The organism is Paenibacillus sp. WG02 (genome assembly GCF_055396115.1).
In genome coordinates, this window is the sequence record NZ_AP036016.1 from 7,238,020 (window position 1) to 7,262,045 (window position 24,026).

The window sequence follows — 24,026 nt, forward strand, 5'->3', positions numbered from 1 at the left end:
CACTCACTACCAAACCACCCCTCTGGAACAATGGGTCGAAGCTTTGTATCTCCAACATGACATCACAGATCCAGCTCAGCTTAGTATGACTAATTTGGCTGCTAAACTGCATATTTGGGTTTATGCGATGGATATGAACAGCATGGCTGTGGAAAATAACGGACAATTCAGCATCAACGTAGACCGTCGATTATCTGCCAAAGAGCAGTGGGAAGACTTCCTTCATGAGCTTTGTCATGTACTTCGCCATTCCGGCAACCAAATGATCATGCCAGGTCGCTATGTCGATTGGCAGGAGCAGGACGCATCGGCTTTCCAGCTCTACGCGGCACTACCCATTTCTATGCTTAAGAAACTGCCGCTGCCCGAGCAAAAAAACGAAATGATAGCCCTGCTATCCGATGAATTTCAAGTAACCCACCGGCTTGCAGCAGCACGTATAGAACAAATTCAACGGCGCGTCCTGCAAGGCATTTTGGATCATGAATACCAGCTATTTACACAAAGCCAGGCTACCAAGTACAATCCAGCCAATTGGTCCGATGAAACTCGCCTTATCATGGACAAGCTGGAGCATCTGAAGCAAAAAGGGGCGCCCTCTGATGGCTAAGCTTACTGTTTTTTATGACTTTCATGAAGAGTGTATACAGCCATTCCTCATGTCACTGCGTTTTCGGCCTCACGAGCTGGATTGGAGCAAAGCATCGATGTACGTGCCATTAACAGCTCCGTTTCAGCAGCTTAAAATGGAAGAAATCCCCGACTTAGAGGCTGGAATAACTGTCTTGCTGGATGACCTTGTCATCAATCAACGACACCCCCAATGCATTGGCATCAGCCTCTCCAGAATTCAACAACGACATATGTCGCTTCCACCTGATTCTTTACAAAGCATCCAGCAATTATGGATCCGCACGAGCGACATCGAAGAGGTGCTGCAGATGGATATCCGATCATTATACAGTTGGTCTTCCGAATAGAGACGAATTAAGAAAAATGCCTCGCGGCGTCCTTGGTGTAAACCCATACCTTTGATCGTGGGGAGGGATGAATGTAGAGTTCCAACCGCTCTGAAACCCGGTACTCGTGTCCATGTACTCCCAATATGCTTTTGTCATTTCATAATCCAAAACGCAATCAATTATATCCATCAATTTAAGGTCATGTACCCCATTCAAGTCAACAGATCGATTGACATTTGTCATTTTTATGTTGAAAATTGAAGCTGGCTATGGACTTGTCAAATGTTATGATAAAAATCACAATAGTGTTCATTCTAAGTATAAACAGGCAGAGGTGTAAATCATGTGGAAACCCGATCGTTTAAGCGACCAAACTTTACATCAACAAATTGCTGACGATATCGAACAAAGGATTTCTTACGGCGAGTTTCCACCGGGAAGCCTGCTTCCCTCCGAAAGAAAATTAGCGGAGCAATTGGGCGTGAACCGCAGCACCGTTGTCCTGGCATATGCGGAGCTTCGTGCACTTGGAATTATAGAGAGTCGGTCGGGAAGCGGAACGCGAGTAAGTAAATTTAAATGGGGAACTACACCCAGGCATACCCCTAACTGGCATCGGTATACAGAAGGCGGGAGCTTCTTGCCTAACTTGCCGTTCTTGAGACGTATCCGGGAAGCACTCAGGCAAAATCCAGATTTGATTGATTTTGCCAGCGGTGAACTGGCTGGAGATCTGGCTCCTGTTGAAGAAATCAATCATCTCATGAGCGAAAAGCATTACACCTCCTATTTGGGTTATGACAATCCACAAGGGTACGACCCGCTCCGAGAATCGCTGGTTTCGTATTTAAAACAATATCGGGGGATTCAAACAACCGATGCTTCCATTCTCATTACATCAGGTTCCCAGCAATCTCTTTATTTAATTACACAATGTTTGCTGTCTCCCGGTGATGCGGTTGCCATTGAAGATCCTTCTTATTACTACTCATTGCCAATGTTTCAATCAGCCGGTCTTCGATTGTTCCGTCTTCCAGTCGATGATAAAGGGGTCCGACCTGAGGATATTCGTTCACTTTACAAGAAACACCGGATTAAGATGGTATTTATTAACCCAAATTTTCAAAATCCAACAGGCCTTGTACTGGATGATGAACGTCGTATTGAATTGCTTGATGTTGCAAGTGAACTAGGCCTTCCCATTGTAGAGGATGATCCCTTTAGCCTGACTGCCTATGACGGGACTCCACCGATGCCGCTCAAATCCATTGATCCTATTGGCTCGGTCCTTTATATCGGCTCTTTATCCAAAATCGCGGCATCAGGGCTGCGTGTTGGGTGGATGGTCGCTCCCCATGCCGTAGTCGAGAGGCTGGCCGATGCCCGACAACAGATGGATTTCGGACTTAGTGTCGTTCCCCAAAAGGTTGCTTCGCAGTTCTTGAAGTCTCCCTATTTCCAGCCTCATTTGGATCGTTTGAGGATGCATCTGCTCTATAAACGAGATTTGTTGATGGAGGCACTCCATAAAGAATTGCCGGACCTGGTCAGCTTTACGATTCCTCAAGGAGGCTTGCACCTATGGTGCAAAATTATCCCCGAGGTGAATGATAACAAGCTGTTGGAAGAAGCTATCCGAAGTGGCGTTATCATGGTACCCGGCAGCGTCTACGGTTCAGACTCCGGTTATGTGCGATTTACTTTTGCAAGATCAAATGCAGAGGAAATTGGTCCGGGAATCGCCAAATTTGCAGCCGCTCTTCGAAGCGTATTGTAATCTTCTATTTGGCGGCTTAACTAAAATTAGGGTTGTCCCATGAATCGTGTAGTTTACGATAGTTGGGACAACCCTTTATTTCGATAACGATCGAATTCTCTATTGCTTCAAAACCTTTACATCCTTTATGATTTTGTCGTAAGGAACATCCAGCATTCCGTCATACTTGGCTACGACTATTCCTGATTGATCCACCAGATAAAAAGAAGTGCCGTGTATGACTTGATCCGTGCTGGTATCCTTCGCTATAGGCGATTTAAACGAACGTAAAACAAATGTTTTGATCTCATCAAAATCGTAGCCGGTTAACGCATGCCAGTTCGTAAAGTCGGCATCAAATTTTTGCAGATAGTTTTTTAAAGCTGCCAGGGTCGTCCTGCTCCGGATCAACAGAGAAGGAAATCAATTCAGCCTTCGCTCCGGCCTCTTTTAATCGTTCTTGAAGCCTTGCCATATTGGCCGTCATGGTTGGACATACGGTAGCACAATGGGTAAAAACAAAATTTGCAATCCACACCTTTTCTTTCAAATCTGACAGTGAGACTGGTTTCTCATCCTGATCAGTGAACTCAAAGGGCTGGACCGGAATATGAAGCTGATTAGGCTTGCCGCTGCCGCATGCTGTTACAAGAAACAATATCGCCAAATTTATTAAGCAGCACATAACTGCTTTCTTCACCTGCAACACCTTCTTTTGTCTATATCAGTTTTTCGCAAGCCATTGCGCCAAAACCCCAATTTCCTCGGCACTTAATATCTTTTTGAACGAAGGCATGCCCCCTCCTCCATCATGCACGATATCCATCAACTGTTGGTCTGATAGCCTGGTACCAATCTTCTGCAAGCTTGGACCTACTTTACCGCTTAAATCAACGGCATGACAGGAAATACATTGCTTTTTATACAGTGCAACTGCTTTGGCATCTTCAGGAGTGGCTGAGTTCGAAACCATTAACCGATCATTATTTCCTTGACTGCATGCGGATAAAAGTAAGATAAACATCATAAGAAGTAAACAACCTTTTCCACTCAAAGCATTCCCCTACCTCTCTATGCAGTTTGGAAATCCTTAATCAGACTCATTTGTCATTTCGACTTAACAGCTCCAACGACCAGTTCCTTTTTGGGCATGACATGCATATCTCTGGCAGTTACATGGGCAATGACATAATAAACCCCTTCTTCAGAAAATGTTCGGCTGATGGGATAAATTCCCCCTCGGTCATGAGCCACTTTGATTTTCTCATGCTTGTTATTGCCTTCTTTCCAAATTTCAAATTCTACTTCTTGGGCATCTTCTACTGGCTTGGAGCCTTGTGTAACATGTGCTTCTATTTGAACAGGCTGACCTAGTTGAATCGTTTCGGGAGATGATATGATCACAACATGTACCAAATCGGCAACTTCATTAGACTCAGATGGAGGGCTTGAACAACCTGCGATCAGCAAGAGGCTAGCAACTGCTACCCCCAACAGAAGCAACGATCTCTTCATTTTTAAATATCCTCCTGCTTTCAATTAGAATGGTCGGCCCGGCGTATCTAGGATCATAAGGAAAAACACCACCATCAAGTAATTCACCGAAATCAAAAAATTCGTTTTGGCCCAGCGTTCAGTATCCATCGCTGTTCTTCCCCGCAGCGTATGCCATAACCAAACGATGCTTGCCAACAAAGACGCAATCAAGAAAACTAACCCGGTATAATCATACATATATAAAAGGATGACAGTCGGAAATAACAGCGCAACATAGGGAATCATTTGCAGCTTGGTGCGTCCTATCCCTTTAAGGACGGGCAGAAGCGGAAAGCCTGCTGCTCTATACTCCTCTACACGCCGAATGGCAAGTGACCAGAAGTGAGCAGGCTGCCATAGAAACAATAATGAAAACAAGAGCAGAGCGCCCGCATCAACCTCATTTGTATAGGCACAATAACCGATCACTGGTGGTATGGCGCCAGACATCCCTCCAATGGATGTGCTCCAAGTCGAAGTTCGCTTCAGCCACATCGTATAAATAACGATGTAGACGAACATCCCGATCAGTCCTAACCAGCCGCACAACACATTTACTTTCCAAAACAAGATGGCTTCTCCAGCTATCCCAAGTGTCAGAGCATAGATGACTACGTCTCTTGTCTTCAGTCTGCCGGTTGCAAGAGGCCGCTCTTTAGTTCGATTCATCTTCTGGTCAAGCTTGTAATCCCAAATATTATTAAACACACATGAAGCCGCCATCGTTAAGGCCGTTCCAAGCAGCGTCCATACCAATAAGCTCCACTCCACCATCCATTTGGAGGCAAGCCAATAGCCTCCAAATGCGGCAAAGAGATTCAGTTGAAGGATTCTCGGCTTCGTTAACTGAATCCAGTCAGCGAATAAACCTGTACGACTCATAAAGCCACCATATTGTACAGCATGATCCACATCGAGCCGGCGACGATAACCAACAGAATAACCAAACCGAGAAGCAAGGAGAACAGGTTATAACGAGGTTTCTTCTCCTCACGCAGATGCATGAAAAAAATCAGCTGTACAGCCAATTGAAGAACGGCTGCCGTCATCAGCACAACCGCATTGCTTACTCCCTCTAGCCAGCCATTCATCACAATAGCGATTGGAATCATCGTTAGAACGATGGAGCATAGAAAGCCAATCGTATACGTTTTGAACGAACCGTGCACTTCCTCTGTCGTATGGACCGATTCAACCTGCGCCATCTAGCTCACCCCCATTAAATAAACAACCGTGAACACGAAAATCCAGACCACATCAAGGAAATGCCAGAACAAGCTGATCACATTGACTTTACGCTTAGTTACAGGCGTGATGCCCTTCCTAGATAGCTGAATCATCACACCAACCATCCAGATCAATCCAACCAGTACATGTAGGCCATGAGTACCCACCAGCGTATAAAATGCCGATAAAAAGGCACTTGAACCCATTGTTGCGCCTTCATGCACCAGATGAATAAATTCGTTGATTTCTAGCCCGATGAAGATTGCGCCAAGCAATACGGTAATACCCAGCCAGCCGATCAAGGCTTGTCGTTTCCCTCTATTCATGGCCAATAGCGCCAACCCGCATGTATAGCTGCTTGTGAGCAAAATGAACGTACTCGCGATCACTCCGCCAATCTCGAACAGCTCGGCTGGCCCCGGACCGCCGTTGGTATTACCTCGAAGCACAATATAAGTTGCAAAAAAAGTTCCGAATAAAATAACATCGGTCATCAGATAGATCCAGAATCCGAACGTTCGCATTTCCTCCATATCCGGATGAGCATGATGCTCCGAATGCGACTCGGGTGGATGAACCTGCCCCGAGACATTTGATTGCGCCATTAGCTTGTCACCTTCCTTATCGCAGCTTCTGTTCGTTCAATTTCATCCACTGGGATGTAATAATCGGTATCATAATTGAAGGAATGGACAATCATGCACACCGCTACGCCGACCAATCCCGGTATCGTTAACCAAAGCCAATGAAACACGAACCCAAAAACCGGTCATAAACCAAAAAGCTGACATAATAATGGGTATGGCGGAATCTTTGGGCATATGGATCGGCTCCAGCTTAACAGAAGGCGGAGACTGCTGTCCGTTTTCTCTTCGCAGCTTTTCCTCCCACCATTCATCCTGTTGTGAAACTTGAGGCAACGTTGCAAAATTATAGTGCGGTGCAGGAGATGGGATCGACCATTCCAGTGTGCGGCCATTCCACGGATCGCCCGTTGTATCCCTATTGCTTCGATGGTGTTTAACGCTATGTGCAATTTGCCAAACCTGGAACAGAAAAGCCACACCCATTAAGCTTGCACCGATCGTAGAGACCAGATTCATTTCCCACCAGCCCTTATCCCATCCATAGGTCGCTACCCGCCGTGTCATACCCATTAGACCAAGTACATATTGCGGCATGAAGCACAAATAGAAGCCAATATTCCAGAACCAGAACGCCCATTTGCCAATGCGCTCATTCAGCTTGAAGCCAAAGAGTTTAGGCCACCAATAATACAGGCCGGCGAAATAACCAAATACGACACCGCCAATAATGACATGATGAAAATGAGCAACTAGGAAATAGCTGTTATGAAACTGAAAATCAGCAGGAGCTACCGACAGCAGCACTCCCGTCAACCCGCCCGTGACAAAGCAAGGGATAAACCCAATTGTCCAAAGCATTGGTGTTTCGAACGTGATTTTCCCCGGAACATCGTAAACAACCAATTGAACACCTTCGCGCCTGTAGGGATCGCAATCAACATGGTGGTCAGAGCAAAGAAAGCATTCACGTCTGCACCGGAACCCATTGTAAAGAAATGATGCGCCCACACGAGGAATGACAAAATACTGATAATCATCATGGCATATACCATTGATTTATAACCGAATAGCTTTTTCTTCGAAAAGGTAGCTACAATTTCTGAAAAAATACCAAAAGCGGGCAGCACGATAATATAGACCTCGGGATGCCCCCACATCCAAATCAGATTGATATACATCATCGGATTACCGCCGCCATCCAAGGTGAAGAAATGTGCGCCTGCGTAACGGTCCAAAAAGAGGAGCGCCAGTGTTCCCGTCAAAATCGGAAATGAAAAGATGATGGCAATACAACTCGATAACACAGACCATGGGAACATGGGCATTTTCATCAGTTTCATACCAGGCGCACGCATTTTCAGAATCGTGACGATGAAGTTGATCCCCGTCATCAAGCTGCCGATCCCCGAAATCTGAATCCCCCAAATATAAAAGTCCTGTCCGGGACCGGATTATGCATAAGCCCCGAATAAGGCGGATACGCCAACCAGCCTGCATCCGGCGAACCGCCGATCACAAAGGACATGTTGAACAACATCGCCCCTGAGAAGAATAGCCAGAAGCTTAGCGAATTGAGAAACGGAAACGCCACATCTCTCGCCCCGATCTGCAAAGGCACCATGACGTTAAACAAACCGAACATAAACGGCATGGCCATAAATAAAATCATAATGACACCATGCGTCGTAAAAATCTGATTGTAATGATCCGGAGCCAAGAAGTCGAACTCAGGCACAACTAGCTGAACCCTCATGAGGAGTGCATCCACTCCACCTCGAAACAGCATCAGAAAGGCAGAGATGATATACATAATACCGATCTTTTTATGATCGACACTGGTTAGCCATTCACGCCACAGCCATGTCCATTTCTTGAAATAGGTTAGCACGAATACCACCAGAACGATGGTCAGAGCAATACTGACATCTGCCCCATAAATTAACGGATCTCCTGTAACAAAAAAATCCGATGCGAAGCTTTTTACTTTCTCCCACATGGCAACTCTCTCCTTACTACTCAATTCCAAGCCTGTTATTTTTCAATCTGAATCCTTTGAATGTCTTTCCACGACAAGCCATGATTATGCGATGAAGCATACTTGGTGACCGTCATCTCAAACAACCCTTCTGGAAAAGCGGAATACGACTTCACTTCTGACGCAGCCGGCTCTGCCAACTTTTTATAGCCATCCAGCGTTAGCTCAGGTGAAGCAGCTTTCACCTTTTTTACCCATAGGTCAAAATCCTCCTGCGTGGTAGACTCTACGTTAAAATACATCTTGGCAAAATCTTTTCCCGTAAAATTAGCCCCTGACCCCCAGTACTTCCCGGCTCATTGGCTTGCAAATATAGCGTCATGGCCATTCCGGACATCGCGTACATCTGACCGCCAAGCTGTGGAATCCAGAAGGAGTTCATTGGAGAATCCGCTGTGATCTCAAATCGGATGGGAACCCCCTCCAGGGATTTTCAGTTCATTCACTGTTGCAATCCCCTGCTCCGGGTATTGGAACAACCATTTCCAATCCAATGAAGTCACCTGAATAGTCATGGCTTTTTGTTCTGACTCCAAAGGCTTAGACGGCTCAAGGGCATAGGTAGCCTGTACCGTAATCACCGCCAGCGTTAAAATAACGATGATCGGAATTCCCCACCAGATAGTCTCCAGTTTGGTACTGTGCTCCCATGTTGGCGTGTATTTGGCATTCCTTCCTTTCTTATCGCGGTAACGCCAAATAATAAATGCCGTAAGAATTAAAACAGGCACAATAACGATGCAGCACAATAAGGTTGAAATAAGCATTAAATCCCGTTGTTGTTCAGCAATGGGTCCTTTGGGATTCAGTACAACGATGTTTTCTGCGCACCCTGTGGTTATTAATACCAGAATTACCAGCATGTAAAATAGTCCCATCCATCGAAGCATTTTGGGTACATTCATATTTCTCAGCTCCTATCAACTTACATTCTGACTTGAAACTTCTTAATCGGGGATTACATATCTGCTTGTTTGCGAAAGTATCTCCTGCTGTGTAGTGGCCACGACCCTAATTTTTTGAATACTTGGATCCTCCGGTCCTTTAACGGGGAGACCTGCTTCCAGATGCAGCTTAATATAGTCAATGATTTCCTGGGATATCATCTGTCCCGGCATTAATATGGGAATACCCGGGGGATACACATAAATGAATTCTGCGATAACTCGTCCACAAGATTGCTGAAAGAAAGCTTTTTCTGTATCCGCATAGAAAGCATCTCTGGGTGACAATACAAATCGCGTTGACTCAGGAACCATCGGTGGAACAAGGTCTTGGTCCTCCTCTTTTGGGTTGAAGGCGGCGGACATTCGCCACAACGCGTGAAGCAGCAGGTTCACTTCCTGCTCTGAGTCTCCCAACGTGATTAGACACAAAATATTGGTAAGATCGCTTAGTTCGACCTCAATCCTGTCATTGGCCCGCAGCCATTGTTCAGCCTCATATCCGGAGATGCCCAGCTGCCCAAGATGAATACAGAGCTTCGTAGGATCATAATGGAAAACACCTCTTGCTTTGAGTATCTCATCTCCATAGCAGTAGAACCCTGGAATCTCATTGATCTGGCGACGGGCATACTGGGCTAAGCTTATCGTTTTCTCGGCAAGCCTTTGCCCATTCACAGCCAATTGCCTTCGGGCCGTATCCAAGGAAGCAAGCAGCAAATAGGATGTCGAGGTTGTCGTCAGCATACTCATTAGAGTACGAATCCTCTCTATACTTACCCGATTGCCCTTCACATTTAAAATCGAGCTCTGAGTCAGCGAACCGCCAAGCTTATGAACACTAGTTGCCGCCATATCTGCACCCGCCTGCATAGCCGATAGGGGAAGATCCTCATGAAAGTGGATAAGCGTGCCGTGTGCTTCGTCCACAAGAACAGGGATTCCATAGCTGTGAACAAGTTCGACCATTTCAAGCAAATCGATGCTTGTTCCATAATAGGTCGGATTGATAATAAGAACGGCTTTCACATCTGAATTCTGCTCCAACGCTTGCAACACCGATTTTGTTGTCACTCCATGCTCGATACCAAGTCTGTCATCCTTTTCCGGCGAAACCCATACAGGGATGGCTCCTGCAAAAATAACGGCCGACAAAATGGATTTATGAGCATTTCGAGGTATCATGATTTTGTCTCCAGGTGAACAGACTGACATGATCATGGTCATGATGGCCCCTGTTGTGCCTTGTATGGAAAACAACGTATAGTCTGCGCCAAATGCATCTGCCGCGAGCTGTTCAGCTTCGCGAATCACGCCTGACGGCTGATGCAAATCATCAAGCGGAACTATATTGATAAGATCAATCGATAAAGCGTTATCTCCTACAAAGGCCCGGAATTCGGGGTCCATTCCTTTCCCTTTTTTATGACCTGGAATATGAAAAGGCAGCGGGTCGCTTGCTGCGTGCTGAACTAGTGCCGTAAACAACGGCGTCTTCTGATGATCCATTCTGTCCCCCTGTTTATTCCCATTATTTTTCCAATGACGGATGGCACAAATATCTTATTCCTGATTGATCGTAATAGATTAATGTTCATGCGTAACCATCCATTTCGTTTCTTTTGTCGCCAACCATTACATATCAACAAAGCTCATATTAACTGGATTGGTAGAAAGAACACGGATTGGATGGTTACTTTGCAGCTAGGAGGACTTACATTACAAATAAGCAGGCGTTGTCAAAGGAATTTATAAAGGAGGAGATTTGTTATGTCTGAAATCATTGAAGTCCAAGCACGAAAGACACTTCAAAACATTACCCCCTATACCCCGGGAAAGCCCATTTGGGAGCTTCAAAGAGAGCAGGGTTTATCCAAAATCGTCAAGTTGGCCTCCAATGAGAATCCATTGGGACCTTCCCCCAAAGCATTGAAAGCCATTATGTATTCTTTATCGGACATTCACCGCTATCCCGATTCAAGTACCTCGAACCTGCGACAGCTAATTGCCGTGAAACTCGGCATGGGAGCGGATAATTTCATCATCAGTAATGGCGGGGATGAATTGATCACACTTGTATCGGAGGCTTTTCTGGAGCCTGGCGATGAAATCATCGTACCCTCACCGTCATTTAGCGAATATGAATTCGGAGCGAATCTTATGGGCGCGAATATCGTTACCGTACCACTTGGGAAGTTATATTCGTTTGATATTGATGCCATAGTAAACGCGGTTACTGAACAAACCAAGATGATTTGCATCTGTTCGCCTAACAACCCAACCGGCACCTATTTATCAAAATCCGTCTTGCATCATCTGCTGGACGTGCTGCCCAAACATATTCTCGTGCTGTTTGATGCAGCATACAGTCAATATGCTGATGCTGACGACTACACAGATGGATTAGAATTTGTTCGTGCCGGATATCCGATTATTGTCCTTCAGACTTTCTCCAAAATATACGGTTTGGCAGGACTGAGAGTTGGGTTTGGAGCAGCTCCAGAGCCCATCATCCAGCAAATTCTCAAGGTCAAGGAACCTTTTAATGTTAATACATTGGCTCAGGCCGCCGCGGCAGCTGCTCTTCATGATGTTGAACACTTACACTTGTCATTACAAATAAATAGACAAGGCAAGAATCAGCTATACCTTTCATTCCGAGAACTTCGTCTCCCCTTTATTAAAAGCATGAGTAACTTTGTACTAGTTGAACTTGGTCCGGATGCCAAATCTATTTACGAGCAATTGTTGACGAAAGGAATCATTGTTCGTTACGGAGGACTATGGAAGCTTCCTCACCATATTCGCGTATCAGTGGGAACAGAAGAAGAAAATTCGACCTTTATTCAAAGGCTTTCCGAAATTTTGAAACTGACGTAGTAGCCCGAGTAGGCGTTTCTCTACAAAAAAAATCCCATACATCCATTGAACATTTTGTCCAATAGATGTATGGGATTCTTTGTCGGGAGGTTAACCCCCCCATATTTTACTCATGAATATAAGAGCAGATATAATCGCTAACTGTTTTCACTTCGAGCTTGAATTTTGCATTGGCGGGAACTGTGAATTCACCTTGCCCACTGATGGTAATCCATTCGCTGCTTCCAGGAAGCAATACGTTCAGCTCACCAGCTTGGATTTCCATGATTTCTTTTACATCTGTTCCGAATTCGTACTCGCCCGGCAGCAAAATGCCGAGTGTTTTTTTGGTGCCATCGGCGAATTGAACGGTGCGGCTAGTCACTTTACCGTCGAAATAAACGTTGGCTTTCGTTAATACGGTTACATTTTCAAAGCTAGACATGGTCATTGGTTCCCCCTCTAAAATAAATAAAAATAATGCCAAGCCCACGAGAGGTGGGCTGTGGCTGCTTTCAATTCATTAAGACAATAGAGCTTTCACTCTAGCTGCTACATTCTCTGGGTAGAATCCGTACTCTTTGAGAACCAAATCCCCTGGTGCGGATGCTCCAAATGTAGTGATGCCGAGGATGGAACCTTGGTCGCCAACATAACGTTCCCAACCAAGCGGGTAAGCCATCTCAACAGCTAGACGCTTCTTCACTTCCGGCAGAATGACGGAGTCTTTGTATTCTTGTGACTGTTTCTCGAACAGCTCCAAGCTTGGCAAGCTTACGACACGAACGTTAATGCCATCGGCTTCAAGAAGCTTTTGCGCCGCGACAGCCAATTGTACTTCGGAACCTGTTGCCAGAATTTGTGCAACTGGCTTGCCATTTGTAGCGTCGGATACAACGTATCCGCCTTTGCTGAGGTTTTCTTTCGCGCCTTGGACAGTACCTTCAAGGATCGGCAGGTTTTGACGAGTCAATACGAGCGCAACTGGCCCTTTCGCCCCAGAAATCGCATAACGCCATGCTTCCGACGTTTCGTTCCCGTCTGCAGGGCGAATAACGGTGATGCCAGGAATGACGCGAAGCGCAGGCAATTGTTCAACCGGTTCATGTGTCGGTCCATCTTCACCAACAGCGATGCTGTCATGTGTTAGAACGTAGATCACCGGAAGCTGCATAAGAGCTGCAAGACGAATCGATGCACGCAGGTAATCGGAGAATACGAAGAAGGTAGCCCCGTATATTTTAACTCCGCCATGCAGAGCCATACCGTTCATCGCTGTACCCATACCGAATTCACGAACACCAAACCATAGATTGCGACCTGCATAGTTGCTGGCACTATAATTGGATTCGCCTTTGATCATGGTGTTGTTTGAGCTTGCCAGATCCGCGGAACCGCCGATCAATTGCGGCAATTTAGGTGCAATCGCGTTGATTGCATTACCGGAGGCAACACGAGTCGCCATAGGCTTGTCTGATGTGCTGTAAACCGGAAGATCTGCATCCCAGCCAGCTGGCAATTCATTGCTTACAGCCGCGCTGAACTGTTTACCCAGTTCCGGATATGCTTTGATGTAGTCATTCAACAGGTTGCTCCAAGCTTGTTCAGCTGCAGCTCCTTCTTTTTGAATTTCTGCATAGTGCGCTCTAACTTCGTCCGGAACTAAGAAAGTCCGGCTCCTCAGGCCAGCCGTAAGCTTGCTTCGTCAGCTTCACTTCTTCGCCGCCAAGTGGAGATCCGTGAGGTCCAACGTGGCCGCCTTTGCCGCCTTTGTTCGGGCTGCCGAAACCGATTGTCGTTTTCACTTCAATCAATGTTGGGCGCGTTGTATCAGCTTTCGCTTCAGCAATGGCTTTGGAAATCGCCGCAAGATCATTTTGCTCTTCTACGCGCAGCACTTGCCAGCCGTAAGCTTCGAAACGCTTCTGAACGTTCTCGGAAAATGCCATATTAAGCTCGCCATCCAGCGAGATATCATTGGAATCGTACAGCATGATTAATTTGCCCAATTTAAGGTGAGCTGCCAAGGAAACGGCTTCTGATGAAACGCCTTCCATCATATCGCCATCACCACAGATTGCGTATGTATAGTGGTCGACTACAGGGAAATTCTCTTTATTATAAGTCTCTCTCAGGTGAGCTTCCGCCATGGCCATACCAACAGCCATACCAATACCTTGTCCAAGTGGACCCGTAGTTGCGTCAACACCTGCTGTATGACCGTATTCCGGATGTCCTGGGGTCTTGCTTCCCCATTGGCGGAAGTTCTTGATCTCTTCCATTGGCAGATCATATCCGCAAAGATGAAGCAGGCTGTATAGCAGCATGGATCCGTGGCCGGCTGAAAGCACGAAGCGGTCACGATTGACCCATTTAGGATTAGATGGATTGTGCTTCATATGCTGTTTCCACAGCACGTAAGCCATTGGCGCAGCCCCCATGACCATACCTGGGTGACCTGATTTCGCTTTCTCAACGGCGTCGATACCCAAAGTACGGATCGTGTCGACCGCTAATTGTTCAATTGTTTTGTTTGTTACTGTCATTCGAAAATTCCCTCCTATATTTCTGTATTTTCGTCAATCAATGACTTGTACATACAAGTGACTATTCTCGCTTGCATTATTGTACCATTTGCTTTAAGGCTTTGCCACAATAACCCGCTAAAACATCATCAGCCTAAGCGGTCACAAGCAAATAGGCTGCATCCAGTAATGGACACAGCCTAATCTAACCTAATTAAATACTACTGTCTTGTTATTATGCACAATAATTCGATCTTCTACATGCCAAGCTACCGCTCTAGCAAGGACGATCCGTTCAATATGTCGACCGATTCTTTTCAAATCTTCTACGTTATCACGGTGGCTTACCCTTTGAACGTCCTGCTCAATAATAGGTCCGCCATCCAATTCGTCGGTCACATAATGTGCGGTAGCGCCAATGATTTTCACCCCACGGTTATGCGCTTGCGCATAAGGCTTCCCGCCAACAAAGGCAGGCAAGAAGGAGTGATGGATATTAATAATGCGGTTAGCGTAGTGTTTAATAAAAGAAGGCGAAACGATCTGCATATAGCGAGCCAGCACGATCGCATCAACATTGTCTCCAACGACTTCAAGCTGACGACGCTCTGCTTCTGCCTTCGTATCCGCGGTAACAGGAATATGGTAATAGGGAATTCCAAAAGGCTCGACCAGAGATTGCATGTCCGGATGGTTGCTAATAACCATCGCGATATCTGCGTTAAGGTCACCCGCGCGCCAGTGCCAAAGCAGCTCAAGCAAAGCATGATCTTCCTTGGACACGAAGATAGCGATGCGTTTCTTCTGGCTTGCAAGTGAAAGACTCCAATCCATGGAGAACTTGTCCGCAACGACAGAGAAATCCTTTCTCAATTGATCAACCCGGGCCCCAAGCTCCGTTAAATCGAACTCGATGCGGATGAAAAACATGCCGCCTTCAGGATCCATTGTGTATTGATCGGATTGCACGATATTCGCACCATATTCAAACAAAAATTGCGAGACCGCCGCGACGATTCCCGGCTGATCCGGACAAGAGATCAACATCCTAGCCCTATTCACCATTACGCTCTCCCTGCGCAATGAGTTATTTGTACTTCCCTGTTCCATGTTAATCCCCCTAATAGCTTTAACTTTCTGTAAGAAAGCTTTCTTTTTAGTTTGCTGTCATCTATATTAAGCTTTCTTGAGTATATCTTTACCAGCGAGCCAAACGATTAATCGTTGATTAATCTGCTCCTCGCTAAGATCAGAGAAGAGATTTTCTTCGTGTAAAATATCATACAAACGCTCCAGCGGCTCACGTCCGTCCGCTTTCTTGGCCTTGGCATCATTTTTCAACAATTCCCATGTATTCAGGACGAAATCACGGTAATGAATCTCTTTTTTGCCTAACAAAAAGTCAATTCGCTCTACATGATCCAAGAATTCGCCGCCAAAACGTCCATTAAGATTACCTGACAGCAATGCTATTTCGGCTTCGTACATCGGACGCTGCGTTTTATCTTCTTTACCAATCCAAGGAGTCTCAAGAATCATAGGCAAATGCTGCAGCTTCTCATGGTTGGCAACGTTATTCATTGCCTCAAAGCCAATCCATCCTGAACCAAGCGGCGCATGACGGTCCTTGCTGGCTCCGCGAGGATTTTTACTATCATTCAAGTGAATAACACCCAGTTTCTCTAATCCGATCACTTTATCAAAATGATGCAGAACGCCATCAAGGTCGTTCACAATATCATACCCCGCGTCATGAATATGGCAAGTGTCCAGACAAACAGATAATTTATTGTTAAACTCAACTTGTTCCATAATTTCAGCTAATTCCTCAAAGCTTCGGCCAATCTCCGTCCCTTTGCCAGCCATTGTTTCCAGCGCGATGTTCACATTCGTATCTTTAACGCCTGCAAGTACTTCGTTCAGACCTTCCGCGATTCTGGCAATGCCATACTCCGCATCCTTGTCCGTGTAAGCCCCGGGATGAAGAACGATATTGCGAACGCCAATATAGTCTGTCCGACGAATTTCTTCCTGAAGGAAACGCACGGCTAACTCAAAGGTATCTTCTTTATAAGAACCTAGATTAATAATGTAGGGAGCATGTACGACGATTTCGTTCATCGCATGCTTCTCCATCACAGCTTTGCCTTCTTCGATAAATTGCTCTTCAATCGGTTTACGGCGCGTATTTTGTGGGGCACCTGTGTATATCATAAATGTGGAAGAACCGTATGTGACTGCCTCTTCTGCTGCATTTAACAAGCCTTTATCTGAGAACGAAACGTGTGAGCCAATTTTGGGCATAGTGGTTAACTCCTTTTTGTGTGTCTACTACGCAACTACATAGGTATAGAAGACCAAAGTAATTACGTCTACTACCTTTCTATTTTACTAGGATTGTCGCAAGAAATCTAGAAATAAGGTATAATTCTTAAGATATATGGATGTAGGCTAGTGAGGTGACAAATAAATGGCTAATGATTTTTTCATGTGGTTCATCATTTTCTGGGTATGTGTCCTGCTTTTGTTCATGTCCATTGGCGGTTATTTCATGTTTCGGAAGTTCCTAAAGGTGCTGCCCAAAGAAGATGGCAAATCGAAGCTGGATTGGCAAAATCACTACGTGGACAGTTCGCGGCACTTATGGACAGAGGATTCTAAAGCATTTCTTGATCAATTGGTATCTCCTGTGCCGACTGCCTTTAGAGATATTGCCAAGCATTCCATTGCAGCTCGCATTGGACAGGTTGCCTTAGAGGCTCATGCAAGTGAAGTAACGCGTGACCACTGTATTCAAGGTTACATTCTCGCAACACCGCGGCGCGACTATAAGAGCTTGACTAGCTTCCTCGAAAAGCAGCAGATTGACTATAGTGCGCATAAGCATTTGCTCCATTAAATGAATAAAGCCATTCCGCTGTTTACGTATGAGGAAGGCTTTTTTTGCATATTTTGAAAGCGCTTACCAAAGTGACCAAAAAAAACCGACTTACACCGCCCTTAGGCTAGATAGACAAGGGCAGGGCAAAGTCGGAATAGCACTTATGGGGACTGCTTATAATTTCTATGCTTAACCTGTTCTCCTCCGTGGAAACACACGTTTTGCAGAGACAAAGTGGAATCGTTGTATGATAGAAGCCCGTCTTAAATATTTGATCTGAATGACCTCTACCTATAATTGAACTACATTGAATACAATATACAATATCCGAATTCATGATATCCCTCCCCCTTGAGTGCTCAAAATGTCGTATGTTGTTACATTCTGTATATATATTGATTATAAGATACGTTTTGTAACATTGCAAGGGGTTGAATTCATTTTCTCGTGTATAGATATAGAAATTATGTATTCATTCGCATATTTTTATTCGACATTCATTGGTTTTTATACTAACCTTATGAGAGCAACAAACGGATTAGCACAGCAGAGCGGCTTTATCTTTCCCTCAACATATCAAATCAACTGTATTTAAAGCTGATGAAGGTTCTGGGGTGTAGCTTTTAGAAAGCTTACCATATTCCGTATTCTGCGTGACCGCAAGTTGATTAATGGCATAGAGCATTTCTGAATCAACATGATCTTCAGATTTAATAACTGCTTTATAAATATATTCATTATCGTTATTGCTTTCTAATTCTATACGGCCATTCACTTGAAATAATTGACCGAAAATCGAAAATTCAAAACCATAGGTTACTTGATGGTTGGTTGGCAAACATAGGGGACTAGCAAATGTGAATTGGGACTTTTCAAGTGCTATAATTTCAATTAGTGCATACTTGCTATTAATGAGTTGATTTCGAATTCGAAGAATATTCAACTTTCCATCCAGTGGTACGACTAAGGACAGTTTACGTTTTCTCTCCAACGCCATTTGCCTCATCCCTCCTTTTTGTTACATCTTGTATCTAGTCAATGAATCTCTGCTTTGTTATAATAGTTCTCTGTATATAGCCGGAAAAACAGTGGTAATAATGTTAAAGAATACTTAAACAGTGAGGAATGATCACGCTGAAATACGGAGATCGCATTGCCCTTTTACGCGAAAAAAGAGGATTAACGCAAGAAGAACTATCCAATAAAATTGGCATATCCAGAGCAGCCCTTTCTCACTACGAAACAAATCGACGTGAACCGGACTATGAAACGATTAACAAGATCGCCAATTTTTTCAATGTTACTGTGGATTATTTGCTTGGCCGGACTGACCAGCCGCAAACCGTTCTAGATCAAGATGTTAGAGAGTTTGTAGAGCATCTCGATTTAACGGATGAGAGCATTTTGAAAAAGTTTTCATTAACCGTGGATGGTCGCGTACTGACCCCAGAGGAAGCAAAACGATTCATCGCTTTTGTAAGAGCTGAGCGTTCCTTGGAGTAGATTGTGAGGAAGACATCATAACTTGATCCTGAAACTTCTGCTGGTCGATCCCTAACTGCTGAAGAACATGATGAATTTCCACCGAAATCTTTTCTTCTTGTTTCATAAGAAACTCCACTCCCAACGCTCAGCTATTAACTTTAAAAAAGAATTACATTCTTATTAATAGTCTTGATACACTATGTATCTATCTCGAGCCACTACTTTCACCAAGTGTCAACTTAGCTTGACTCTCTATTCCCTCACGCCAATATACTTTAAAGTTACTGATGGAGCCGATTGATTGAATAAATCTCTGAGGACCGAAACGTTTTTGGTTCTTAGGTAATAATGATAGCCGTAAGTTTTTCGAAGTGTGTGTGTACCTATGTCGTTTAATCCAACTTGCTTGGCTGCTTCATTTAAAATACGATAAACTCGTATTCTTTTAATCGGATTGCCCGTTCGTTGGGATGGAAATAAATAAGCATCAACATCCATATATTGGATATACTCCTCAATATATGCTTTCAGCTGTGGAGAAAGTTGAAACGTCTTTACCTTACCCGTTTTCTCTTCCTTAATGCTGACTTCACTTCGATCCTTCACATCGCTCACTTTCAAAGACAACAAATCACTTAGATGGAGCCCCGAATTAATCCCAATGGTGAAAAGAAGCCAGTCTCGAATCGATTGTTCTTTCAAAACGGCCTGTATCTGTTCGATTTTCTCTTGTTCTCTAATAGGTTGAACAACCTGCATGAGTTGCACCTCGCATGATTTTTAATCAATTCCGTTTGTATGTTACGCATTGTATCTTATTGCAGTTAGAAAACTTCTATTTCTGCTCTATCATTCCTCCTACTTATATTATGTTACATATTGTATCATAAAATAAAAGAATGATCTATGCCTTTTATAGTTCTCAAAACCTAATTTTTGCTGTATAATTCTTAATAAAGAACGATTACATGCAATAACTTATCGGGAAGGGAGGTTATGTACCATGTTAAAAATCGTTAGAATTTCTTGCATGATTTTACTTTTAAGTGCAATCATGTACCCTGCGTATGCTTCCGCCTCAGATAATGACTCCGGAAATTCTCAGAAATCCAGCATTTTTTCTCAGCTTTTTTCAATTTTTACGAGTAATAAAGGGACCAGTAATGATCTAAGAAAATTATGGAGTACAAGTACATACCAGAATAACAACAATAACAATAACAATAACAATAATAACAACAGCAACAAGGACAAGGACAAGGATAAGGACAATAATAATCACAACAACAACAACAACAATAACAACCATAATAACAATAACAACAATAATCACGATAACGAACATGAAAATGATAACGATAGTAAAGATTCGTTTGATATTTGGAAAAAGTGGTTTTGCTATTGATGAAAACAAACTCCGTTGGCTTAGGCTGACGGAGTTTGTTTATGCTTTTGGCAGCTTCGTTTCTAGGACAAAGACTGTAATTTCTGGTCGACAATTGAACCGAATAGGGAACAAAGTCGTACCTATTCCGCGGTTGGTGTAGACGTGAAACTCACTACCTTCAAAGGCGTACAAACCAATAGGGTACTTTTGTCCTAGGTTCGGCGTAAATATACTCCCATACAATGGAATCCTAATCTGTCCGCCGTGGCTGTGTCCAGAAAGCTGCAAATCGACCTGGCTTGTCAACGATGTATCGGCGAAATCCGGCTCATGCGCAAGAAGCAGCACGAAATCATCCCTCTGTACACCTTGCAAGGCTAAAGGCAGATCTGGGTTACCGTAGAACATTTCATCTATTCCAACGACCTTTATACGTCCATTTCCACGTTTAATAGATCGGCTCTCGTTGACTAATACGGTAAAGCCGGATCGCTCGAGTACATCCCTCACTCGATTGCCATCCAGTCGCATATCATGATTACCAAGCACAGCGAATTTACCCATTCCTGCTCGGAGTCGCGATAGGATCGGAATCACCTCATCACTTACTTCACCGAATTTGGAATCAAATAAATCTCCTGTAAAACAGATGATGTCGGGCTCTTGCCGCTGCAGCAGATCAACCACTTTGTTCATCTGTTCCAGACTATAATACTTGCCGATATGCGTATCACTGAATTGGACAATACGTACGCCTGCAAATGATGAAGGATAACGACGGTAAGCAAGCCGAACCGTTGTCGACTGAACCCAATATCGCTCTCCGAAGATGCCATATAAGCCACTAACTCCCGTTAATATGGCTAAGGATTCAACCGCATACAGACTTTTCTTGAGAAACGTCCTGCGATTTATACGATCATTCTTCACGTTAGGTTTCCCTACCCTCATCTTTGTTTTAAGACTATATCTAAATTACGTGTTTTTTGTCGAGGGGATCCATTTAACCAGCGATACAATTTGTATAATTTTAATATAATCGGGATTGATTTCACAGAAAAAACATGCGATAATAAATCAACAGATACAAATTGTATCGCGATAGATGATTTGGAGGGGTCGTTTGTGAATCCGATAAACCAGCTGGATACCGAAGAATTTGATATGGAGTGGGTTAATCTTATTATGAGTGCTCGTAAGATGGGTCTTACGATGGAAGATATCCGCGCATTCCTAAGAAGCCCCTTCCAACCCACGACAATTTCACTTTCAACTGAAAACGATCGCTTCATGTCCTCAAAGGGATTCATTAAACAATCTTCCTAGAACTATTCGTCGTTCGGACGCTTCATTCTCCATTTATTGAAATCCAGAAATTCCCGAAACTGCTGCTTATCAACACCAGAAGTCATGGCTTCTTTAATGATCTCATACCATTCCTGATCAAGCTCGCGGTCATTAAGAGCCATTTCTTCCTGATCATCAATTAACCTGTCGACAGGTACTTTCAGTACAGCTGCTATTTTCTCAAGAAACTGAATCGAAGGATTCTTCTGAATGTCCCGCTCCAAGCTGCTAATATAAGATTTAGCAACCCCTGCACGTTCCGCCAGTTCTGTAAGAGACAGACCCTTCTCTTTCCTTAATTGTTGAACACGTTTTCCAATCATATCAGATCTTCCCTTATAATGAAGTTATGTTGCTCTTGATGATATTATATCAGAATTTCTTCTAACGAACAAATTTGTTTCTTATAAAGAACAATAAGGCCCCAAAAAGGGGCTGTTTGAGGTACTACTAACTATTTATCGTCTTCTGATATAAACGATAATTCTAAGAAATATCAGCGCTGCTAGTGAATCCAGCAGCACATCCTCGACTAATGCGGACCTTCCCGGTATGTAGGACTGATGCCATTCATCAACTCCGGCCATTAAGGTCGTGCAAATCCAAGCGAGCCAGATCGATCGCCTCCGAATCGCTACATAAAAAATGATACTGAGCAAGCCAAACATAAGTACATGGGCGGATTTGCGAATAATCGCATTGGTTACATAGGCGTTATGTTCATTCATTCCTGTTATCTGCTGGATTTGCACTTTGGTATTCTCGCCGGTAAAGGTCTGAAGAGCGGTGAAAATAAATATGGCTCCTAGGAACACACTTAATAAACTCCACCAGAACAGCAGTTTCATGCTATTTTTTATCATTATTCCACTTCATAAACTCTATTAAAATTTTAAATTCATGAATCCGTTCCTTATCAATGCCTGATTGCTTCAAATCAGAAATAAAATCCATCCACTCTTGATCGAGCTGTTGGCTTGTTTCCACATCAGCGGCAATTTTTAATAGCGTTTTCAAGTCTACCTTTAGAACCAACGCTATTTTTTCCATGACATGAATAGAGGGGTTCTGTTTTAGATTTCTTTCTATGTTGCTCAAATAGGATTTGGAAATACCGGTCCGCTCTGAAAGCTCGGACAACGTATACCCCCTTTGCTTACGGATACTTGAAATGTTTTGACCGATCATGGTTATCATCACTCCACAGTGACACAATTGGGTAGATTTATTTGCTCGAAGTTCCCTTTAACCAGGACATCATTCGCCCCCTGATTTCCGGTATAATGGATAATTACACACATGATTAGTTCCTCCTATTTAAATAATCACTTTGAATGGCATCTTTTGCATAATCGTTTTCTTGATACAAGTGATCACACGCTGTTGTTCATCCTCCATCAACTGCGATCCCGACGGCAAGCATATTCCTGTTTGAAATAATCGTTCCGATACACTCTCGTTGTTGCCATGCGGATAGTACCGAGATCCTTCAAAAATCGGCTGCAGATGAAGCGGCTTCCAGACTGGGCGGGCTTCGATGTTTAGTTCTGTCAGTACTTCTAGCACTTCCCTTGCGGTTACCCCAGCTTCTTTCTCCTCAATCGTTAATACGGTGAGCCACCGATTCGAGCGCGTGTTGGCTAGTTCCGGCATGAATTGAATGCCAGGCATATGTGATAAGGCTTCATCATAACGGTTAAATACCGCTCTTCTGGCATTGACTCGCTCTTCCAACACCTCAAGCTGTGCTCTGCCTATTCCAGCCAATACATTGCTCATTCGATAATTGAATCCCAATTGACTATGTTGGTAATGAACGGCTTGATCCCGTGCCTGAGTAGCGAGGAACCGAGCTTTCTTTAATCCCTCTATATCATCGGAAACCAGCATTCCTCCGCCTGAAGTGGATATAATCTTATTCCCATTGAATGAATACACACCGTATTTTCCGAAAGTTCCACTTGCTCGTCCTTTATACATAGAACCCAGCGATTCGGCTGCGTCCTCAATAATGGGAACATCGTAGGAATCACATAACGACATGATTTCGTCCATTTTTGCACTTTGGCCATATAGATTGACAACAATAACGGCTTTAGGCAATTTTCCTTCTAGAGCAGCATCTTGCAAAGCGATTTCCAATGCCCTAGGTGACATGTTCCATGTCTCGGGCTCAGAATCAATAAATACCGGCCTCGCTCCACAATAAACAATCGGATTTGCGCTAGCCACGAAGGTGAGACTTGAGCAGAAAACGCTGTCCCCTTCTTTGACCCCGATCAGTCGCAATGCCAGATGGATTGCCGCGGTCCCTGAACTGACGGCTGCTGCTGCAATAGACCCGACATGTGAAGCAAACTCTTGCTCGAATGCATCTACATGCGGACCCAGAGGAGCGATCCAATTCGTATCAAAGGCATCCTGGATATAGCTCATTTCATTCCCGCTCATGTGTGGAGGGGAAAGATAAATTTTTTTGTTATGTGTCGTCATAC

24 protein-coding genes and 4 pseudogenes are annotated in these 24,026 nt (G+C 44.1%); 8 read left to right on the forward strand and 20 right to left on the reverse strand.

Annotated features, from left to right (window positions below; genetic code table 11):
- The first annotated feature begins 43 nt into the window (after positions 1–43).
- From ACBP55_RS32665 to pdxR, 3 genes are all read left to right on the forward strand, one after another.
- Entirely contained in the window at positions 44–610 is a 567-nt protein-coding gene (locus tag ACBP55_RS32665) for an ImmA/IrrE family metallo-endopeptidase (protein WP_464647657.1), read from the forward strand.
- Positions 603–980 (forward strand): hypothetical protein, encoded by a 378-nt coding sequence (locus ACBP55_RS32670; RefSeq protein ID WP_464647659.1) that lies wholly within the window; start codon positions 603–605, stop codon positions 978–980. Before ACBP55_RS32665 ends, ACBP55_RS32670 begins: the two co-directional genes overlap by 8 nt.
- A 325-nt stretch (positions 981–1,305) precedes the next feature.
- On the forward strand, positions 1,306–2,739 hold the full coding sequence (pdxR, locus tag ACBP55_RS32675) for a MocR-like pyridoxine biosynthesis transcription factor PdxR (RefSeq protein ID WP_464647661.1): 1,434 nt from the start codon (positions 1,306–1,308) through the stop codon (positions 2,737–2,739).
- A 99-nt stretch (positions 2,740–2,838) separates the two neighbouring features.
- Here the strand turns inward: pdxR and ACBP55_RS32680 are convergent.
- From ACBP55_RS32680 to ACBP55_RS32720, 9 genes and pseudogenes are all read right to left on the reverse strand, one after another.
- Positions 2,839–3,418 (reverse strand): annotated as a pseudogene (locus ACBP55_RS32680) (SCO family protein).
- 24 nt (positions 3,419–3,442) lie between these two features.
- Positions 3,443–3,745 (reverse strand): c-type cytochrome, encoded by a 303-nt coding sequence (locus ACBP55_RS32685; protein ID WP_464647663.1) that lies wholly within the window; start codon positions 3,743–3,745, stop codon positions 3,443–3,445.
- Between the two features lie 80 nt (positions 3,746–3,825).
- Positions 3,826–4,233: a FixH family protein gene (locus ACBP55_RS32690; protein ID WP_464647665.1), complete on the reverse strand. Its 408-nt coding sequence runs from the start codon at positions 4,231–4,233 to the stop codon at positions 3,826–3,828.
- A gap of 24 nt (positions 4,234–4,257) precedes the next feature.
- Positions 4,258–5,136: a heme o synthase gene (gene cyoE / locus ACBP55_RS32695; protein ID WP_464647667.1), complete on the reverse strand. Its 879-nt coding sequence runs from the start codon at positions 5,134–5,136 to the stop codon at positions 4,258–4,260.
- Positions 5,133–5,459 carry a cytochrome o ubiquinol oxidase subunit IV gene (gene cyoD / locus ACBP55_RS32700; protein ID WP_464647669.1) on the reverse strand — a complete coding sequence of 109 codons (327 nt, stop codon included), beginning with the start codon at positions 5,457–5,459 and terminating at the stop codon, positions 5,133–5,135. The genes cyoE and cyoD overlap by 4 nt, the downstream gene beginning before the upstream one ends.
- On the reverse strand, positions 5,460–6,086 hold the full coding sequence (gene cyoC, locus ACBP55_RS32705; protein ID WP_464647671.1) for a cytochrome o ubiquinol oxidase subunit III: 627 nt from the start codon (positions 6,084–6,086) through the stop codon (positions 5,460–5,462).
- A pseudogene (locus tag ACBP55_RS32710) lies at positions 6,086–8,064 on the reverse strand (cbb3-type cytochrome c oxidase subunit I). The gene cyoC and the pseudogene ACBP55_RS32710 overlap by 1 nt, the downstream one beginning before the upstream one ends.
- A 35-nt stretch (positions 8,065–8,099) precedes the next feature.
- A pseudogene (cyoA, locus tag ACBP55_RS32715) lies at positions 8,100–9,008 on the reverse strand (ubiquinol oxidase subunit II).
- 42 nt (positions 9,009–9,050) lie between these two features.
- A complete protein-coding gene (locus ACBP55_RS32720) occupies positions 9,051–10,556 on the reverse strand; it encodes an aminotransferase class I/II-fold pyridoxal phosphate-dependent enzyme (protein ID WP_464647673.1) in 1,506 nt (501 codons plus the stop codon).
- A 261-nt stretch (positions 10,557–10,817) separates the two neighbouring features.
- On the opposite strand from ACBP55_RS32720, the gene hisC reads away from it, so the two are divergent.
- Positions 10,818–11,927, forward strand: coding sequence for a histidinol-phosphate transaminase (gene hisC / locus ACBP55_RS32725; RefSeq protein WP_464647675.1), 1,110 nt, complete (start codon positions 10,818–10,820; stop codon positions 11,925–11,927).
- A gap of 106 nt (positions 11,928–12,033) precedes the next feature.
- Here the strand turns inward: hisC and ppnP are convergent, their stop codons facing one another.
- The 4 genes and pseudogenes from ppnP to ACBP55_RS32745 form a co-directional block, all read right to left on the reverse strand.
- Entirely contained in the window at positions 12,034–12,351 is a 318-nt protein-coding gene (ppnP, locus tag ACBP55_RS32730; protein WP_029199427.1) for a pyrimidine/purine nucleoside phosphorylase, read from the reverse strand.
- A gap of 78 nt (positions 12,352–12,429) precedes the next feature.
- Positions 12,430–14,452, reverse strand: a pseudogene (gene tkt / locus ACBP55_RS32735) (transketolase).
- A gap of 189 nt (positions 14,453–14,641) precedes the next feature.
- On the reverse strand, positions 14,642–15,541 hold the full coding sequence (gene purU / locus ACBP55_RS32740; protein WP_464647678.1) for a formyltetrahydrofolate deformylase: 900 nt from the start codon (positions 15,539–15,541) through the stop codon (positions 14,642–14,644).
- A 66-nt stretch (positions 15,542–15,607) separates the two neighbouring features.
- The gene (locus ACBP55_RS32745; RefSeq protein WP_268616859.1) at positions 15,608–16,735 is read right to left on the reverse strand and encodes a deoxyribonuclease IV; all 1,128 of its coding nucleotides are present in this window, start codon (positions 16,733–16,735) and stop codon (positions 15,608–15,610) included.
- Between the two features lie 166 nt (positions 16,736–16,901).
- Between ACBP55_RS32745 and ACBP55_RS32750 the strand changes: the two genes are divergently transcribed.
- On the forward strand, positions 16,902–17,330 hold the full coding sequence (locus ACBP55_RS32750) for a DUF2621 domain-containing protein (protein ID WP_029199423.1): 429 nt from the start codon (positions 16,902–16,904) through the stop codon (positions 17,328–17,330).
- A gap of 550 nt (positions 17,331–17,880) precedes the next feature.
- Here ACBP55_RS32750 and ACBP55_RS32755 read toward each other — a convergent pair.
- Complete coding sequence (locus tag ACBP55_RS32755) at positions 17,881–18,309, reverse strand: hypothetical protein (protein WP_464647681.1); 429 nt, start codon at positions 18,307–18,309, stop codon at positions 17,881–17,883.
- A gap of 137 nt (positions 18,310–18,446) precedes the next feature.
- Here ACBP55_RS32755 and ACBP55_RS32760 point away from each other — a divergent pair, with 137 nt between their 5' ends.
- On the forward strand, positions 18,447–18,815 hold the full coding sequence (locus ACBP55_RS32760) for a helix-turn-helix domain-containing protein (protein WP_464653503.1): 369 nt from the start codon (positions 18,447–18,449) through the stop codon (positions 18,813–18,815).
- Positions 18,816–19,049: 234 nt separating this feature from the next.
- Here the strand turns inward: ACBP55_RS32760 and ACBP55_RS32765 are convergent, their stop codons facing one another.
- Positions 19,050–19,556 (reverse strand): tyrosine-type recombinase/integrase, encoded by a 507-nt coding sequence (locus ACBP55_RS32765; protein WP_464647683.1) that lies wholly within the window; start codon positions 19,554–19,556, stop codon positions 19,050–19,052.
- Between the two features lie 244 nt (positions 19,557–19,800).
- Between ACBP55_RS32765 and ACBP55_RS32770 the strand changes: the two genes are divergently transcribed.
- Positions 19,801–20,202 carry a hypothetical protein gene (locus ACBP55_RS32770; protein ID WP_464647685.1) on the forward strand — a complete coding sequence of 134 codons (402 nt, stop codon included), beginning with the start codon at positions 19,801–19,803 and terminating at the stop codon, positions 20,200–20,202.
- A 39-nt stretch (positions 20,203–20,241) separates the two neighbouring features.
- Here the strand turns inward: ACBP55_RS32770 and ACBP55_RS32775 are convergent, their stop codons facing one another.
- Complete coding sequence (locus ACBP55_RS32775) at positions 20,242–21,114, reverse strand: metallophosphoesterase (RefSeq protein ID WP_464647687.1); 873 nt, start codon at positions 21,112–21,114, stop codon at positions 20,242–20,244.
- Between the two features lie 195 nt (positions 21,115–21,309).
- On the opposite strand from ACBP55_RS32775, the gene ACBP55_RS32780 reads away from it, so the two are divergent.
- On the forward strand, positions 21,310–21,510 hold the full coding sequence (locus tag ACBP55_RS32780) for an anti-repressor SinI family protein (RefSeq protein WP_036633525.1): 201 nt from the start codon (positions 21,310–21,312) through the stop codon (positions 21,508–21,510).
- A gap of 2 nt (positions 21,511–21,512) precedes the next feature.
- Here the strand turns inward: ACBP55_RS32780 and ACBP55_RS32785 are convergent, their stop codons facing one another.
- The 4 genes from ACBP55_RS32785 to ACBP55_RS32800 form a co-directional block, all read right to left on the reverse strand.
- The gene (locus tag ACBP55_RS32785) at positions 21,513–21,854 is read right to left on the reverse strand and encodes a helix-turn-helix domain-containing protein (RefSeq protein WP_029196342.1); all 342 of its coding nucleotides are present in this window, start codon (positions 21,852–21,854) and stop codon (positions 21,513–21,515) included.
- 135 nt (positions 21,855–21,989) lie between these two features.
- Entirely contained in the window at positions 21,990–22,394 is a 405-nt protein-coding gene (locus ACBP55_RS32790) for a VanZ family protein (RefSeq protein ID WP_464647690.1), read from the reverse strand.
- Positions 22,381–22,728 (reverse strand): helix-turn-helix domain-containing protein, encoded by a 348-nt coding sequence (locus ACBP55_RS32795; RefSeq protein WP_464647692.1) that lies wholly within the window; start codon positions 22,726–22,728, stop codon positions 22,381–22,383. Before ACBP55_RS32795 ends, ACBP55_RS32790 begins: the two co-directional genes overlap by 14 nt.
- Positions 22,729–22,848: 120 nt before the next feature.
- Positions 22,849–24,024, reverse strand: coding sequence for a DegT/DnrJ/EryC1/StrS family aminotransferase (locus ACBP55_RS32800; protein ID WP_464647694.1), 1,176 nt, complete (start codon positions 24,022–24,024; stop codon positions 22,849–22,851).
- Positions 24,025–24,026: the final 2 nt, after the last annotated feature.